General features: G+C 72.4%; 15 protein-coding genes. 3 read left to right on the top strand and 12 right to left on the bottom strand.

The genetic code is table 11. The features are described 5' to 3' along the window. The 6 genes from NE235_RS19215 to NE235_RS19190 all read right to left on the bottom strand — a co-directional run bounded on the left by NE235_RS19215 (position 1) and on the right by NE235_RS19190 (position 6,245). Positions 1–969, bottom strand: coding sequence for a copper transporter (locus tag NE235_RS19215; RefSeq protein ID WP_252804847.1), 969 nt, complete (start codon positions 967–969; stop codon positions 1–3). Beyond that, on the bottom strand, positions 966–2,195 hold the full coding sequence (steA, locus tag NE235_RS19210) for a putative cytokinetic ring protein SteA (RefSeq protein WP_252804846.1): 1,230 nt from the start codon (positions 2,193–2,195) through the stop codon (positions 966–968). Before steA ends, NE235_RS19215 begins: the two co-directional genes overlap by 4 nt. Before the next feature lie 100 nt (positions 2,196–2,295). Next, complete coding sequence (recN, locus tag NE235_RS19205; RefSeq protein WP_252805246.1) at positions 2,296–3,993, bottom strand: DNA repair protein RecN; 1,698 nt, start codon at positions 3,991–3,993, stop codon at positions 2,296–2,298. Positions 3,994–4,262: 269 nt separating this feature from the next. Continuing rightward, entirely contained in the window at positions 4,263–5,162 is a 900-nt protein-coding gene (locus NE235_RS19200; RefSeq protein WP_252804845.1) for an NAD kinase, read from the bottom strand. After that, entirely contained in the window at positions 5,159–5,971 is an 813-nt protein-coding gene (locus tag NE235_RS19195) for a TlyA family RNA methyltransferase (protein WP_252804844.1), read from the bottom strand. Before NE235_RS19195 ends, NE235_RS19200 begins: the two co-directional genes overlap by 4 nt. Before the next feature lie 106 nt (positions 5,972–6,077). Continuing rightward, positions 6,078–6,245, bottom strand: coding sequence for a hypothetical protein (locus NE235_RS19190; protein ID WP_252804842.1), 168 nt, complete (start codon positions 6,243–6,245; stop codon positions 6,078–6,080). A gap of 74 nt (positions 6,246–6,319) precedes the next feature. Between NE235_RS19190 and NE235_RS19185 the strand changes: the two genes are divergently transcribed. Next, on the top strand, positions 6,320–6,691 hold the full coding sequence (locus NE235_RS19185; RefSeq protein ID WP_308206109.1) for an SCP2 sterol-binding domain-containing protein: 372 nt from the start codon (positions 6,320–6,322) through the stop codon (positions 6,689–6,691). A 155-nt stretch (positions 6,692–6,846) separates the two neighbouring features. Here NE235_RS19185 and NE235_RS19180 read toward each other — a convergent pair whose 3' ends face one another. Together NE235_RS19180 and NE235_RS19175 are read right to left on the bottom strand one after the other, a co-directional pair. Continuing rightward, entirely contained in the window at positions 6,847–7,827 is a 981-nt protein-coding gene (locus NE235_RS19180) for an HAD-IIA family hydrolase (protein ID WP_252804840.1), read from the bottom strand. 1 nt (position 7,828) lies between these two features. After that, positions 7,829–8,236: a tetratricopeptide repeat protein gene (locus NE235_RS19175; protein ID WP_252804839.1), complete on the bottom strand. Its 408-nt coding sequence runs from the start codon at positions 8,234–8,236 to the stop codon at positions 7,829–7,831. On the opposite strand from NE235_RS19175, the gene NE235_RS19170 reads away from it, so the two are divergent. Continuing rightward, on the top strand, positions 8,235–9,545 hold the full coding sequence (locus NE235_RS19170; protein ID WP_289848873.1) for a DUF1015 domain-containing protein: 1,311 nt from the start codon (positions 8,235–8,237) through the stop codon (positions 9,543–9,545). The genes NE235_RS19175 and NE235_RS19170 overlap by 2 nt on opposite strands. 139 nt (positions 9,546–9,684) lie before the next feature. Here NE235_RS19170 and NE235_RS19165 read toward each other — a convergent pair whose 3' ends face one another. Further along, positions 9,685–11,127: a serine hydrolase gene (locus NE235_RS19165; RefSeq protein ID WP_252804835.1), complete on the bottom strand. Its 1,443-nt coding sequence runs from the start codon at positions 11,125–11,127 to the stop codon at positions 9,685–9,687. A 164-nt stretch (positions 11,128–11,291) separates the two neighbouring features. After that, positions 11,292–11,726, bottom strand: coding sequence for a single-stranded DNA-binding protein (locus NE235_RS19160; RefSeq protein WP_252804832.1), 435 nt, complete (start codon positions 11,724–11,726; stop codon positions 11,292–11,294). 117 nt (positions 11,727–11,843) lie between these two features. Between NE235_RS19160 and NE235_RS19155 the strand changes: the two genes are divergently transcribed. Next, a complete protein-coding gene (locus tag NE235_RS19155; RefSeq protein WP_252804830.1) occupies positions 11,844–12,770 on the top strand; it encodes an MBL fold metallo-hydrolase in 927 nt (308 codons plus the stop codon). A 56-nt stretch (positions 12,771–12,826) separates the two neighbouring features. Here the strand turns inward: NE235_RS19155 and NE235_RS19150 are convergent, their stop codons facing one another. Then, positions 12,827–13,606 carry a hypothetical protein gene (locus NE235_RS19150; RefSeq protein ID WP_252804829.1) on the bottom strand — a complete coding sequence of 260 codons (780 nt, stop codon included), beginning with the start codon at positions 13,604–13,606 and terminating at the stop codon, positions 12,827–12,829. Positions 13,607–13,653: 47 nt separating this feature from the next. Beyond that, positions 13,654–13,953, bottom strand: coding sequence for a hypothetical protein (locus NE235_RS19145; protein ID WP_252804826.1), 300 nt, complete (start codon positions 13,951–13,953; stop codon positions 13,654–13,656). Positions 13,954–15,059: the final 1,106 nt, after the last annotated feature.

The following is a 15,059-nucleotide window of genomic DNA, read 5'->3' as shown; positions in this document are numbered from 1 at the left end:
TCACTTCTTCTTCGTCATCGTCGGCGTGGGCGTCGGAACCGGGGTCGGCAGCGCGCCGTCCACCTTCGACCCGATGCCGTAGTCGCCGGCCTTGCCCTGCTTCGCGGCGGCCAGCGCCAGCACGGCCGTCAGCCGCCCGGCCGGGGAGTCCGCCGTGTCGACCGTGGCGACGTGGCCCTTGACGTCGTCGTCGCGGAGCGCCTTGATCAGCCCGCCGTCGGTCGCCGAGTCCGCATCACCCGCCACGACCGCGCCCTCGCCGTACGTGGACAGGGCCTTGGGCAGCGCGCCGAGCGCCTTGTTGTCGGCATCGGCGTTCTTGTCGCTGCTCGCGGCGGCGGGCGCGATCACGATGGCGAGTGTCGCACGGGTGGCCGGCTGCCCGCTGTAAGTCAGGAAACCCGCCGCCTTGAAACCGGGCAGCACCTGTCCAGCCGCAAGGTCCTCCTGGCCGCTTCGCGCCGCCTGCTTCGTCACCAGCACCCACGCCAGCTCGCTCGCCGTCCGCTCGGCCGACGTCGCGTCCGCGGAGAAGGTCAGGCCGGCCGGTTTGAGCCGGTCGGTCAGCTCGCTCAGCGTGGCCTGCTGGTTCGGGTCGAGGTACTTGCTCTGCAAGGTGACATAGCCGCTGATCCGGGCACCCGCCTTGCTGACCATGTCGGCGGTCTGCGCCCGCATCTGGTCGTCGGCGCCGGGGGCCTCGACGAACACGACGCTCTCGTCCTTGAGCCGGCCGGCGACCATCTGGCCCGCGGCCGCGTTGATCACCTGGTCGTTGTAGGTGTTCACCTGGCCGGCCGCGTCCTTCTGCCGCCGCAGCGTCTCGTTGTTGTTCTTCAGCCGGTTGGAGGTCTCCTTGAGCTGGTCGACCAGCGGGCCGCGCAGCGCCGAGGCGCCCACGACGAGCCCGAGCGCCAGCGAGAGGAACACCGCGATGATGGAGACGAGGTGGTACCGGAAATCGATCACGTGAAGAGTCCGTTTAGCCAGTAGACGAATTGGTGCCACCAGTCGGCGACGGCGGGCTCAAAGGCCTCACCGGCCGGCGAGGAGACGATCGCGGCGACCATCGCGACGAGCGTGGCGGCGATCAGCAGGATCAGTGAGGATCCCTTGATGCGGCTGCGGTAGAGCCGGCTGACGCCCTTGGCGTCGACGAGCTTGCTGCCGACGCGCAACCGCGTCAGGAACGTGCTGGCCATGCCGGCGCGTCCCTTGTCGAGGAACTCCACCAGTGTCGCGTGGGTGCCGACGGCGACGATCAGCGTGGCGCCCTTGTCGTCGGCGAGCAGCATCGCGATGTCCTCGCTGGTCCCGGTGGCAGGGAAGACGACGCCCTCCCGCCCGAGGTCGTGGACGCGGCTCAGGCCGGGCGCCCGGCCGTCGCGGTAGGCGTGCACGACCAGCTCGGCCCCTGACGTGAGCGCCTCGTCCGACACGGAGTCCATGTCGCCGACGATCATGTGCGGCCGGTAACCCGCCTCCATCAGCGCGTCGGCTCCGCCGTCCACGCCGATCAGCACCGGGCGGTACTCGCGGATGTAGGGCCGCAGCGTCGCGATGTCCTCGCGGTAGTGGTAGCCGCGCACGACGATGAGGACGTGGCGGCCCTCGAGGTTCGTCGTGATGTCGGGCACACCGACGCCGTCGATGAGGAGGTCGCGCTCCCGCTTGAGGAACTCCATGGTGTTGGCCGCGAACGCCTCGAGCTGGGCGGGCAGCTCCGCCCTGGCCTCGGTCATCGCCGCCTCGACCGACTCGACGGTCTGCCGGATGCCCTTGGCTGCGACCTGCTCGCCGAGGTAGACGGCCTCGCCGTCAACGCGGACGACGTCACCCTCGTGCACCTTGGTGAACACGTCGGGGCCCACGTCGTCGATCAGCGCGATCCCCGCCTCGACGAGGATCTGGGGGCCGAGGTTCGGATAACGCCCCGAGATGCTGCGCGCCACATTGACCACGGCGGCGACCTGGCAGGACGCCAGCGCCTCGGCGCTGACCCGGTCCAGGTCGACGTGGTCGATGATCGCTATGTCGCCGGGTTCGAGGCGCTTGGTCAGCTTCTTGGTCCGCCCGTCGAGGCGGGCGACGCCGGTGATTCCCGGCTCCCCCTCGCGGCGGTCACGGCGCAGCCCGCGCCGAAGCGGCACCCGCAACCGGGCGCCGCTCTTGATCCTCGGGGAGACGTCGTTCATCGTTGCCAATCCTGCCAGAGCCCGGACGGTGCCATTGGTAACGACGACCGAAATGGCGTGTTCGTTCGCTCACCGCCGGTGGTGGTACGGGCGAGGCGGGTCAGCGCTCCGCGGCCGCGATGGCCAGGAGCTCCTCGGCGTGCGCCCGGCCGAGCTCGGAGTCCTCCAGGCCCGCGAGCATGCGGGACAGCTCGCGGACCCGCCCGCCGGCGTCCAGGGCCGTGACGCCGCTGCGGACCACACGCCCGTCGTTGGACTTCTCGACCACCAGATGCTGGTCGGCGAACGCCGCGACCTGCGGCAGGTGGGTGACGACGATCACCTGCGCGGACCGGGCGAGCCGCGCCAGCCGCCGGCCGACCTCGACGGCGGCCTTGCCGCCGACCCCCGCGTCGACCTCGTCGAAGACGAACGTCGGCACCGGGTCGGCACCGGCGAAGACCACCTCGATGGCCAGCATGACGCGGGACAGCTCGCCGCCGGACGCGCCCTTGTGCAGCGGGAGCGGCGTCGCGCCGGGGTGGGAGGCGAGCCGCAGCTCGACCTCGTCCACGCCGTACGGGCCGAAGTCCTCCTGTGGCGTCACGGCGACGACCACGCCGGCGTGCGGCATGGCCAGCGCGGCCAGCTCCGCCGTGACCGCCTCGGACAGGCGCTCGGCCGCGGCCGTGCGCAGCGCGGTCAGCTCGGCGGCCAGCTCGCCGAGCTGGCGGGTGAGGTCCTCGTGCTCGGCGCGCAGCTCGTCGATGCGATCGTCGTCGGAGTCCAGCTCCAGCAGGCGCGCGGCGGACCGCTCCGCCCACTCGAGGACCTCGCCGATGGTCGTGCCGTACTTTCGGGTCAGCCCGGCGAGGGCCGCGCGGCGCTCCTGCACACTGGCGAGGAGTGCGGGATCGGCCTCCACCGACTCGGCGTAGCCGGCGAGCTCGGCGGCGACGTCCGACACGACGTACACCGCCTCGGAGAGCCGGTCGGCCTGCCCGGCGAGCGCCTCGTCGTGGGCGCGGACGGCCTCCAGGGCCTGGCGGGCCGCGCTCAGCAGCCCGATCGCGTCGACGACGCCGGTCGTGGCCGTGGGGTCGCCTTGCAGCGCCTCGTGGGCGGTCGTGGCGGCCGTACGGAGCGCGTCGGCGTGCGCCAGGCGCTCCTCCTCCGCCGCCAGGAGCTCGTCCTCTCCCGGCTTGGGATCGACCTTCTCGATCTCGTCCAGGCCGAACCGGAGCAGGTCGGCCTCCTGGGCGCGCTCCCGCGACCGGGTCGTCAGCTCCTCCAAGAGCGCGGAGACCTCGCGGTGCCGGCGGTACGCCGCGGTGTAGGCGCGCAGCGGCTTGGCCAGGTCGTCACCGGCGAAGCGGTCCAGGGCCGCCCGCTGGCGGCCGGGCTGCAGCAGCCGCTGCTGGTCGGACTGACCGTGCACGGCGACGAGGTCGTCCGCCAGGTTGATCAGCACCGAGACCGGCGCCTGCCGGCCGCCGACGTGGGCCCGTGACCGGCCCTCCGCCGAGACCGACCTGGTCAGGATGAGCGCGCCGTCGTCGAGCTCCCCGCCGGCCTCCTCGACCCGCGCGGCGACCTTGCCGTCCTCGCTCAGGACGATGCGGCCCTCGACGGTCGCCCGGTCGGCCCCGGGCCGGACCCGCTGCGGGTCGGCGCGGCCGCCGAACAGCAGGCCCAGGCTGGTGACGACCATCGTCTTACCGGCCCCGGTCTCGCCGGTGACCACGTTGAAGCCCGGGGACAGCTCGAGGACGGCTTCCTCGATCACCCCGAGGTTCTGGATCCGTACTTCCTCGACCATGGGCCGTACCCGGCTTGGTGCGTCGGTCACGAAGGCCCTCCTGTCCGCAGACACCCGGCGCGCCCGAGGCTACTCGGTCATGATGGCCCGTCGGCCGCGTTGTGCGGGACCGTGACCGGACCTCCCCGGGCGAACACGTGTTCGGTTCAGCGTAGAGGGCTCTTCACCCCGGAGGAAACCTCCGGGCGTGTCGTCCCGCCCCCAGCAGAGGCTACGAACGGGAAGTCATCCCATGTCGAAGGGGATGAGGCGGGTCGTCCGGCGCGGCGTCACTCGTCCCGGACACGGCCGCGCCAGCCGGCGACCGGCAGGCCGAACTTGGTGACGAGCCGGTCGGTGAACGGCGTCTGGTGCAGCCGCGCCAGCCGGACCGGCCGCTCTCCGCGCCGGACCTCCACGCGCGCGCCAGGGGGCAGGTCGATCGGCCGGCTGCCGTCGCACCACAGCACGCCGCCCGAGCTGTTCGGGATCAGCTCGACGGCGACCACGGACCGGGGCGAGACCACCATGGGCCGCGAGAACAGCGCGTGCGCGCTGATCGGCACGACCAGCATCGCCTCGACCTCGGGCCACACCACGGGACCGCCGGCGGAGAAGGCGTACGCGGTCGACCCGGTCGGGGTGGCACAGACCACGCCGTCGCACCCCCACCGTGACAGCGGCCGCCCGTCGATCTCGGCGACGACCTCCAGCATCCGCTGCCGGGAGGCCTTCTCGACGGCCGCCTCGTTCAGCGCCCAGCCGGTGCTGGTGACGGTGCCGTTCTGCCGGACGACCACGTCGATCGTCATGCGCTCCTCGACGTCGTAACGGCGCGCGGCGACCTTGTCGACCGTGGCGGCGAGGTCCTCTCGCTCGGCCTCCGCGAGGAAGCCGACGTGCCCGAGGTTCACGCCGAGCAGCGGGGTGCCGGACCGCCGGGCCAGGTCGGCGGCCCGCAGGATCGTGCCGTCCCCGCCCAGGACGATCACCATCTCGGCGCCCTCGGCGGCGGCCGCGGACACCGGCATGACGTCGGCGCCGGCGCACTGCAGGTCCTCGGCCTCGCTGTCCAGCACCCGAACGCAGATGCCGGCCTCGCTCAGCCGGTCGATCACCAGGTGCGAGCTGCGCACCGCCGCGCTGCGGCCCGTGTGCGTCACGACCAGGACGGATCTCTTGTCTGTCATGCGGGCCCTTCTGCCACGGCCTTGTCCAGCCGTGCGTCGTCGAGGGGCGGAGCGCCCGCCCGTAGCCAGAGGAAGTATTCGACGTTCCCGGATGGACCGGGCAACGGACTCGCCGTCACTCCGCGCACTCCCAGGCCGAGTGTCTCGGCGTGCCGGGCGACGTCGCGCACCGCCTCGGCGCGCAGCGCGGGGTCGCGTACGACGCCACCGGCGCCGACGCGCTCCTTGCCCACCTCGAACTGAGGCTTGACCATCATCGCGTAATCGGCGCCGGGGGCGACGCACCGCTGGATCGGGGCCAGGACGAGACGGAGCGAGATGAACGACAGGTCCGCCACGACCAGGTCGGGCGGCTCACCACCGGCCGAGACGACCTGCTCCGGCTCGAGGTCGCGGATGTTGACGCGCTCCAGGACCGTCACGCGCTCGTCCGTGCGCAGCGACCAGGCGATCTGGCCGTATCCCACGTCGACCGCGACGACGTGCGCCGCGCCCGCGCGCAGCAGCACGTCGGTGAAGCCGCCGGTGGACGCGCCGGCGTCGAGGCAGCGACGGCCCTCGACCCGCAGGTCGGCGAAGGCCTCGAGCGCCCCGGCGAGTTTGTGCCCGCCGCGTGAGACGTACTCGGGGCCGGTCTCCGCCGGCCGTACGACGATCGCCGCGGAGGTCTCGACCTGGGTGGCGGGCTTGGCGGCGGTACGGCCGGCGACGGTGACGCGCCCCGCCGTGACCAGGTCCACCGCCTGCTCCCGCGACCGGGCCAGACCGCGCCGGACCAGCTCACTGTCCAGCCGCCTGCGAGCGCTCACGGCGCGCCCGCCGAGACCGGGTCCACCGAGGTCGCGCCCGGCGACACGCGGGCGGACCGGAGCGACGACGCCGCCGACCGGCCCGACGAGGACGCGGATCGGCCCGTCATGAAGCCGCCTCGTCGAGACCCGTCAGGGCCTCCTGCAGCCGCCGGTGGACGTCCGCGAAGACCGCGGGGTGCTCGGTCAGGGACGCCTGCTCCAGTGCGGTGAGGCGGGCCAGCGCGGCGTCGACCCGCTCGTCGCCCGTGGTGTCCCCTTCGATGCCGTTCACCTGTACCCTTCCCTTCGCCGCCGGTCGCGTCCGGCTCAAGAAGAACGCTACCGTCCGCTGACGACAGCGGTGTCGTGGACGACGACGGGGGAACTGACCAGACGATGGCCACCGCCCAGGAAGCGCGCTCGGCGCTTGAGCGCATCGCCGCCCGGCTCACCGAGGTGGACGCCGACGACCTCGCCAGGCACGTCGTCGAGCGGACCATCAGCTGCCGCGTGCCCGATCTCGGCCTGGTCTTCCTCACCCGGATCCACCAGGGCGGCCTCGACGACTTCCGGACCGCCGGTGACGCCGACTCCGCCCAGGTACGGCTGACGGTGAGCAGCGACGACCTGGTGGCGCTCGCCACCGAGGAACTCCACGTCGCCAAGGCGTGGGCGACGGGCCGCCTCAAGATCGAAGCCAGTCTGGGCGACCTGCTGCGGCTCCGGAAGATCCTCTGAGCCGGGCCGGACCGGTCCACTCGACCTGAGCCGGGCCGGACCGGTCCACTCGATCGACCCCGAACCGGCGCCGGCGAGACGCCCGGCGCCGCGCGCCCGCGTCACCGTCCGCGTCCGCTCCGCGGGACGGGCGGCCCGTGCGGGCGTCCGTCGCGTCACGACAGACTGTCCCACGCCTTCCGCGCCCGTGCGGCGTCGCCGGTCTCCCAGGCGGCCGCGCAGAGCGCGCGCAGGGCGTCGATGCGGTCCCCCGAGCCTCCCATCGAGAAGTCGGGGCCGACCGTCCAGCCTCCGCACGCGTACGAGCCGCCGGCCCGCCGCACCTCCGGGTGCGGCACCAGGAGGCCGGTGAGATCCTCGGCGACGTACGTCGGGCGCTCGCGCTCCGGCGCGCTCAGCAGTGCCCGCGCGTCGGCGACGCCGGTCAGCACCAGCAAACTGTCGGCCCCGCCGTTGTTGGCGCCCTCGATGTCGGAGTCGAGGCGATCTCCGACAATCAACGGCCGCTGTGCGCCCGTGCGCAGGATCGTCTCCCGGTGCAGCGGCAGTTCGGGCTTGCCGGTGACGATGGGGTCCACGCCGGTGGCGGTACGGATCACCTGCACCAGCGATCCGTTGCCCGGCCTCGGCGGCCCGCCGGGGCTCGGGATCGTGCTGTCGGCATTGGACGCGACGAAGAGCGCGCCCGCCGCGACCGCGCGGCCCCCCTCGGCCATCAGGTCGTACGACAACCCCGGGGCGAACCCCTGGACGACGGCCACGGGCCGCTCGGCGGCCGTCGACACCGGCCGCAGGCCCGCGGCCCGCAGCGCGTGCCGCAGTCCGGTGCCCCCGACCACGAGGACCTTCGACCCGGCCGGCAACCGCTCCCCGAGGAGGCGCGCGGCGGCCTGCGCGGACGTCACGACGTCCTCCGCCTCCGCGGGGACCCCGACCTCGGTGATCAGCGCGGCCGTCGCGCTCGGCGTCCGTGACGCGTTGTTGGTCGCGAACGCCAGGCGCATGCCCTCCGCCCGTGCCTTGGCCAGCGCGTCGGCGGCACCCGGAACCGGGTCGTGGCCGATGTAGATCACGCCGTCCAGGTCGAGGACCGCCACGTCATAGACCTCGGCGAGCGGCCGGTCACTGCCTCGCATCTCATCCCTTCCGGGCTCGCGCGTGCCGCAGCGCGGTCGCGTAGTGCTTGTTGTCAGGGCGCATCGCGCAGGCGAGCGCCAGGTGCTCGACCGCCCCCGTGAGGTCTCCCGTCCGGGTCAGGGCCATGCCCAGGCCGAACAGCGCGTAGTCCTCGGCCGGATCGGCCTCGACGATCATACGGAAGTTGGCGGCGGCGTCGGCGTACCGCTTCGCGCCGTACTGGGCGCGTGCCAGCGCCTCCCGGACGCTCCTGGACGACGGCTCGGCGGCCGCCGCGTGCTCAAGGAGCTGGATCGCGGCGGCCGGGCTGCCACCATTGAGGAGTTCGAGACCGCGCTGGTACCACTCGTAGACGCCGCCGGCCGGGACACCCGGGGAATCAGGACCGTGATCCGCACCTTGAACCATGTGTGACTCCGTTCGTCGACTCCACTTGTGTCCCAACAACGACGCGGTATCTAACATGCCCGATGTGACGATTGATCCCGGACTTACACTTCGTCCGTTCCGAGCCGTGCGGTACGACACCGCGCGAGTGAACTCGCTCGCCGCCGTGACGTCTCCCCCGTACGACCTCATCGACGAGGAGTCACTGGCGCGGTTCATGGCCGAGGAGCCGCACAACGTGGTCCGGCTGATCCTTCCGCAGGCCGATTACCGCGACGCCGCGAAGACGCTGCGCTCCTGGCTGGCGTCCGGCATCCTCACCGTCGACGGCGAACCCGCGTTGTACGTCTACGAGGAGCTCTCCGGGGCGGTCGTCCAGCGTGGCCTGATCGGCGCGGTCGCCGTACACGAGGACGGGTCCGGTGTGATCCTCCCGCACGAGCACGTCTATCCCGGTCCGGTACGGGACCGGCTCGCCCTGATGACGGCGACCGAGGCGAACCTCGAGCCGATCTTCCTGCTGTACGAGGGCGGTGCCGGCTCGGAGGCCGCCCGGATCGTCGACGAGGTGGCGTCGTCCCTGCCTCCGGTGCTGGAGGCGAGCACCGGTGATGACGTGCGGCACCGGCTGTGGGCGATCCGCGACCCCGCCGAACAGGCGAAGATCGCCGAAGACCTGCGCGGACGGCAGGCGCTGATCGCCGACGGCCACCACCGCTACGCCACCTACCAGGCGCTCCGCCGCCGGCACGACGGGCCGGGTCCCTGGGACTACGGCCTGGCGTTGCTCGTGGACTCCGTCGAGTATCCGCCGCGGCTGGGCGCCATCCACCGGGTGCTGCCCGGGCTCCCGCTTCCGGAGGCGGTACGGCGGGCGAAGGCGGCGTTCCGCGCCGAGCCGGTGGGGCCCGACCTGGCGGCCGGGCTCGAACGGCTCGCCGCCCACGAGGACACCGCGTTCCTGCTGGGCGGTGATGGGGAGTTCGTCCTGCTCACCGACCCGGATCCGGCCCAGGTGGAACGCTCCATGCCGGAGGGGTCCTCCGACCGGTGGCGGCGGCTGGACACCGCCGTACTGCATCGGCTGCTGATTTCCCGGGTGTGGGGCGTCGAGGACGACGAGCGCAACGTGCGGATCGTTCACCACGACGCCGCCCGCGCCGTCGCGAAGGCCCGGCGCGACGGCGGCACGGCGGTGATCCTCAATCCGCTGAAGGTCCCGGACGTGCTGGCGGTCGCGGCGAACGGCGAGAAGGTCCCGCGCAAGTCCACGTCCTTCGGGCCGAAGCCTCGTACGGGCCTGGTCATGCGGACCTTCGCCGCCGGCTGACGGGGCGAACCAGAGTCCCCGGGCCGGGGCCGGTGGGGCCGGGGCCGGGCCCTGGGCCTGGACCGGGCCCTGGGCCTGGACCGGGCGGGGACCCTGGACCTGGACCCCGGGCCGGGCGGGCCGGCCCGGGGTCCGTCGGCTAGCGCCGCGAAGCGAAGTAGTGCCGAGCCTCGTACTGGTCGATGGCCAGCCCGAGCTGGGCGTACTTCTCGCTGTAGGCGACCGGGTGGGCGCCCGGCGCGGTCGGCGGGCGGTTCGGGTCGATGTACTGGTTCCCCAGGTTGGAGAACACCACGATGATGTAGTTGCGGGCGGTCTTGCCGGGCAGTGACCGGACGATGCCGGCGTCGCTACCGGAGTTGGAGACCAGGCCGGTCTTGTGGGCGAACGTCACCTCGGCCTTGGCGTTGCAGGGCCGCACGTCGTGCTGGTAGGCGTCGCCGTCGACCGTCACGGTGCCGTCCGCGGCGATCCACCGGGACGGGACGAGCTGCGGGATCCCGGGCGCCGGGTAGTCCGCGCCGCACCAGTTCACCGTCGACAGGACGTCGTTCATGCCCTGCTGGGCGAGCTCCTTCTTGAAGAACTCCCGTGAGGCGGGGCTGAGCACGTCGCTGGTGACCGCCTTGCCGTTCGGGGTGGTCCAGACCGTACCGGGCGCGCCGTTGATCAGCGCCAGGAGCTTGGCGGTGTCCAGGGAGCTCATCGTGACCGGGTTGCTCCAGTGCCCGCCGTTGGCCGGGTTGGTCTCCTTGACCTGCAGCGTCTCCAGACCCAGGTCCTGGAACGTCTGGTTCAGGTCACTGACCGCGTCGTGGTCCCACAGCATCTTCAGCAGCGCGCACGAGGCCCCGTTGGAGGACCAGGTCAGCGACGCGTCGATGTAGTTGCGGATCGTGTCGCTGCTCGCCCCGCCGCACAGGGAGCTGATGCTGGTCGGGTTGTAGGCGTAGGTGTCGTCGAGCTTGACGACGCCCTTGTCCACCAGCCGCAGCACCCCGAAGTTGATCATCAGCTTCAGGACCGAGGCCGGGTAGGGCAGCATGAAGTCGGTCGAGGCGTTCTCCCGCCCCGGAACCACGTCGATCGTGCCCTGACCGTGGTTGGTGTACCAGCCGGAGTCGTCCCACTGCCGCCAGCGCACGTCGCTGGTGTGGAAGTTCCGGTCGACCGGGACGACCTTGCCGTGCGGGTACTGCGGACTCATCAGCACTGTGCCCGACGAGATCGGCCGGTTCTGCTCGTCCAGCTCGATGACGGTGGCGTCGAGCTGCGGCTGCTGGGAGATCGGCTGGGCGTCCGCGGCGGCGGCCAGCAGCCGCGCCTGCTGCTTCGGCGTCTGCGCGTCCTTGTCGACCGCGTTCGCCGTGAGGGTACGGGCCGCGGCGGTCGTGGTCACCGGGTCGGTGTCGAGGACGTCCTGGAGCCGCAGGCCGTCCATCGTCTGCTGAAGCTTGTCCGCGATGGCGCTGATGGGCGGCGGGTCCGTATCGGCCCGGGCCGGTGCCATGGACGATCCCAGCAACGCGCCGGCTGCCAGGAGACCGACCACGCCCCGGTTACATAGGCGGGAGATGTGCATGATCGACAGGCTAGACGAGCAAGATCATCTTTCGGAGGCCCTTTGATGATCTTGAAAAGTGATCTAAATCCTGCGCCGGGCGTGCAATGAAACGCCGAGACCACCGTTCACCTCGGGCTTCGGCGTCGCCCGCCGCGCGCGGACGGGGCGCGGCGGGCTCGCCGTCACACCGGCACCGCGTCGCCGGGGCCCCTGCCGTCGCGGCGGAGCGCGACCGTTGCCTCCACTTCGTACAGCCCCCGGGGGCCGCCGTCCGGGCCACGCCAGAAACGGTGGCGCAGGGCTCCGCGGACCTCGATGACGTCTCCGTGCCGCCAGTCACGGACACCCTCCTGAACCGAGGGGTCATAGGTGACGCAACGGATCGTGTCGATGGCGTCCTGGGGCGACCGGGCATCCCGATGCTCGACGATGAGCCGCCAGACCGCGACCTGCCCGCCTCCGGGTAACGGCTTGCACTCCGGCGCGCCGGAGAGCCGCCCGACCAGAATGATCTCGTTGACGTGCGCCACCGCGTCGGCGGCGCCGTGCGGGCCGGAGCCCGTCGCGACGACATCGGGCGTGCCGCCCTGCGGCAGTGGCCTCTCGCTCTGATCCATGACCTGCTCCCCTCGCGACCGCCACGCGGTATGCCCGTGGCGCTGTCTTTACGATGGGGCGATCGGTCAGGACGGCGTAACCCCGCCCCTCGCATCTGTGGAAAACCGGAGGCACACGTGGACTCGATCACCGACCTGGGCAACGACGTCTTCGAGATCGATACCAGGATGGCCGGATATACGGGGATCACCGCGGGGTATCTCATCCGCTCCGACCGGCCCTGCCTGGTGGAGACCGGCGCGGGCAACTCCGCCCCGGTCGTACGTGACGCGCTGGCGGCCGCCGGGGTCGGCCCGGCGGACCTGGCCACCGTCGTCGTCACGCACATCCACCTCGACCACGCGGGCGGAGTCGGCGACATCGCGGAGATGTTCCCCAACGCCGAGATCGTCGTCCACGAGAAGGGCGCCCGCCATCTGGCCGACCCGAGCCGGCTGATGCGGAGCGCCCGGATGGTCTGGGGCGACGCATTGGACACCCTGTTCGGCGACCTCAAGCCCACCGACGCCGTACGCATCCGGGCCGTGGAGGACATCGGCGAGGTCGACCTCGGCGGCGGGAGACGGCTGGAGAGCCACTACTCCCCCGGGCATGCCAAGCATCACGTCGGCCTGCTGGACTCACTCACCGGAGACCTGTACGTCGGGGACGCCGCCAGGGTCTACATCCCGGAGACCGCCGACCTGCGCCCGGCGACGCCGCCTCCGGACTTCGACCTGGACACCGCCCTGGCGTCGCTGGAGCGCTTCCGCGCGCTACGGCCGTCACGCCTGTTGTTCAGCCATTTCGGACCGGTCGAGCCGGTCGACGAGACGCTCGACCGGTCGGTGGAGGAACTCCGGCTCTGGGTGGAGCTCGTCGCCGAGGCCCACGACCAGCGCTTGGACCTGGACCACGCGGTCGCCATGGTCCACGAGCGCACGGCGGGCCGGTACCACGCGTTCACGCCGGACGCCGACCCGCGGGCGGCGGAGAAGGTCGAGATCATCAGTTCGGCTCGCAACAACGTCGCGGGCATCATGCACGCGCTCGACGAACGCTGAGGGCCGCGTCCGCCCGTGCAGGGACGGACGGCGGCCCTCGCGTCTCAGTCGTCGTCTCAGTCGCCCTCGGCGTCTCCTCGCGGCGCCTCGGAGTCGGCGACCGCCTCGGGCTCCCCGCCAGGCTCGCCTCCGGTCTCCGCCGGGGCGCTCACGTCCGTCTCCGCCAGGGCGGCCGCATCGGACGGCGTACCGGTGCCCGATCCGGGCGTCCCCGCCGAACCCGCATCGGCGTCGACTCCGGCGTCTCCGCCGAAGTCCGTGTCGGCGAACTCGGTGTCGATGATGTCCAGACCCTCGAGCTCGGCATAGCGCTCCGCCGCGTCCGTCTCGCCATCGCGGTCGGCCGCAGAGGCCCGTGCGAACCAGTCGACGGCCTCGTCCTCCCGGTCCGCTGCGGCGAGCGCGTCGGCGTACGCGTAGAACAGCCGGGCCGACCACGGCCGCCACCGGTCGTCCTTCAGCTCGGGAACCTGCAGTGCGAGGACCGCCGCACCGGGCTGACCGAGATCGCGGCGAGCCCCCGACTCGACGATGCGCATCTCGATCGCCTCGGCCTGTGGGAGACGGCGCGCCTCGTCCGACTTGGCCAGGTCGAGGGCGCGCTCAGGCCGGCCGAGCCCTCGTTCGGCATCGGCCATGATGGCGAGATACGCCTCCTGGCCGGTCAGGCGGCGCGCCGCCCGGAGCTCTGACAAGGCGACGGACCACAGGCCCGCGTGGTAGGCCGCGAGCCCGCAGGCCTCGCGGACGATACCGACCCGGGCCGCGCGTCCACGTGCGGCGAGCGCGTGCTGGTAGGCCAGCTCGGGATCCTCGTCGATCAACCGGCCGGCCATCACCAGATGGCGGGCGACCTCTGTCGCGAAATCCTTCGACAGCGTCCTCAGCTCGGCCCGAGCCGCCGCGTCGAGTTCCGCGCCCGTGACCTCTTCAGGGACGGGCGGGCCGGGCTCACGGCGCGGTCGCGGAGCATCCGACGGCCCGCCGTCACGACCCGGCCGACGCGCACCCCGCTCGGCCGGTCCCCGTGCGCCTTGAGCGTCGTCGCGCCGCCGGAAGCCACCTTTCTGGCCTTCGCCACGGCCGTCGCGCGGACCGCCGCCCTGCCTGTCGCGGAGGTCCCGGCGGCCTCCCTCACGGCGCGGACCACCACTCGCGCCTTCATCCCGGCGCTGGAACCCACTCGCGCCCTCGTCTCGGCGCCGGCCCCCGCTCGCGCCCGCGTCACGGCGCTGGAACCCGCTTCCACCCGCGTCACGGCGCTGGAAACGTTCCTTGCCGCCCTCGCGGTACCCGGAGCCCTCCTGGGACCGATCCCGAGGGCCGGATCCCTCCTTGGATCGGCGAAACCCTCCCGCGCCGCCCGCAGGCCGATCGTCTCGGCGCGAAGCGCCACCCGCACTCGTACGACGCTGCGTGCCTTCACCGCGCGAGAAGCCACCGCGGCCACCGGTCCGGCCCTCGTCCCGCCGACCCGAATCGCGCGGTCCGGCCGGGCGGCCGTCCCGTGTGTGGGAGTCGCGGGTACGGGAGTCACGCTCTTCCCGACGTTCATTCCCTTCGGCGTCACGCCTCGGGTAACGATCGGCAGGACGCTGGGACGTGCGGCCGTCTTTGTCGCGCCAGCCGGCTGGCCGTCCGTTCTGAGGTCCACCGCGCTCGTCGCGGCGGTTTCCGGCAGAGGACGGACGGCCGCCTCCGGTCCGGGGGGTGCCGCGTCCGCCGGAGTCATCCCGCCGCTGGAAACGGCCGCGTCCGCCCGTGCCCTCCGCGTCACCGCGGAAAGGCTTGGGCCGGCGAGGCTGAGGCCGGCCCTCGGTCTCGTCGTCCCGAGCGCTGAAACCGCCTGGTCGCTGCGCACCGCGCTGCCGCTGCGGGTCCCCGGGGGGCTTCCGGAAGCCGCCCGGACGGGCGGCGCCGGAGCGACCGCCTGCGGAGGCCGAACGCTCGCCACCGTATCCACCGGCGGAGTCGTCCCGCCGTGGCCGGCCTGCCCTGCGGCCGGCGAAGCCACCGGACGATCCCTGCTGACCGCCCTGACCGCCACGAGATCCACTCGAGGAACCGCCGGCGCGGTCCTGGCGTCCCGGCCGTGGACGCCGATCACGCCCCTCGCCGTCGCGTTGATCTCGTTCCGCGCTCATCACATCAAACCGTTTCACTGGGGGAGCACTGTCGGCTCCATTGTGCCCTGTAAATACAAAAAGGGCCGCCTCGGAAGGCGGCCCTTTTTGTGTAAGTGTCCGGCGGCGTCCTACTCTCCCACACCGTCTCCAGTGCAGTACCATC

The organism is Actinoallomurus spadix (assembly GCF_024055725.1).
Taxonomy (GTDB): domain Bacteria; phylum Actinomycetota; class Actinomycetes; order Streptosporangiales; family Streptosporangiaceae; genus Actinoallomurus; species Actinoallomurus spadix.
This window is presented reverse-complemented; position numbering and strand designations above follow the sequence as displayed.

Bases quoted from the DNA above. Each gene is read 5' to 3' on its own strand.
- steA (WP_252804846.1), bottom strand. From the start codon at position 2,195: ATGAACGACGTCTCCCCGAGGATCAAGAGCGGCGCCCGGTTGCGGGTG.
- recN (WP_252805246.1), bottom strand. From the start codon at position 3,993: ATGGTCGAGGAAGTACGGATCCAGAACCTCGGGGTGATCGAGGAAGCC.
- NE235_RS19200 (WP_252804845.1), bottom strand. From the start codon at position 5,162: ATGACAGACAAGAGATCCGTCCTGGTCGTGACGCACACGGGCCGCAGC.
- NE235_RS19180 (WP_252804840.1), bottom strand. From the start codon at position 7,827: ATGCGAGGCAGTGACCGGCCGCTCGCCGAGGTCTATGACGTGGCGGTC.
- NE235_RS19170 (WP_289848873.1), top strand. From the start codon at position 8,235: ATGTGTGACTCCGTTCGTCGACTCCACTTGTGTCCCAACAACGACGCG.
- NE235_RS19175 (WP_252804839.1), bottom strand. From the start codon at position 8,236: ATGGTTCAAGGTGCGGATCACGGTCCTGATTCCCCGGGTGTCCCGGCC.
- NE235_RS19165 (WP_252804835.1), bottom strand. From the start codon at position 11,127: ATGCACATCTCCCGCCTATGTAACCGGGGCGTGGTCGGTCTCCTGGCA.
- NE235_RS19160 (WP_252804832.1), bottom strand. From the start codon at position 11,726: ATGGATCAGAGCGAGAGGCCACTGCCGCAGGGCGGCACGCCCGATGTC.
- NE235_RS19150 (WP_252804829.1), bottom strand. From the start codon at position 13,606: ATGGCCGGCCGGTTGATCGACGAGGATCCCGAGCTGGCCTACCAGCAC.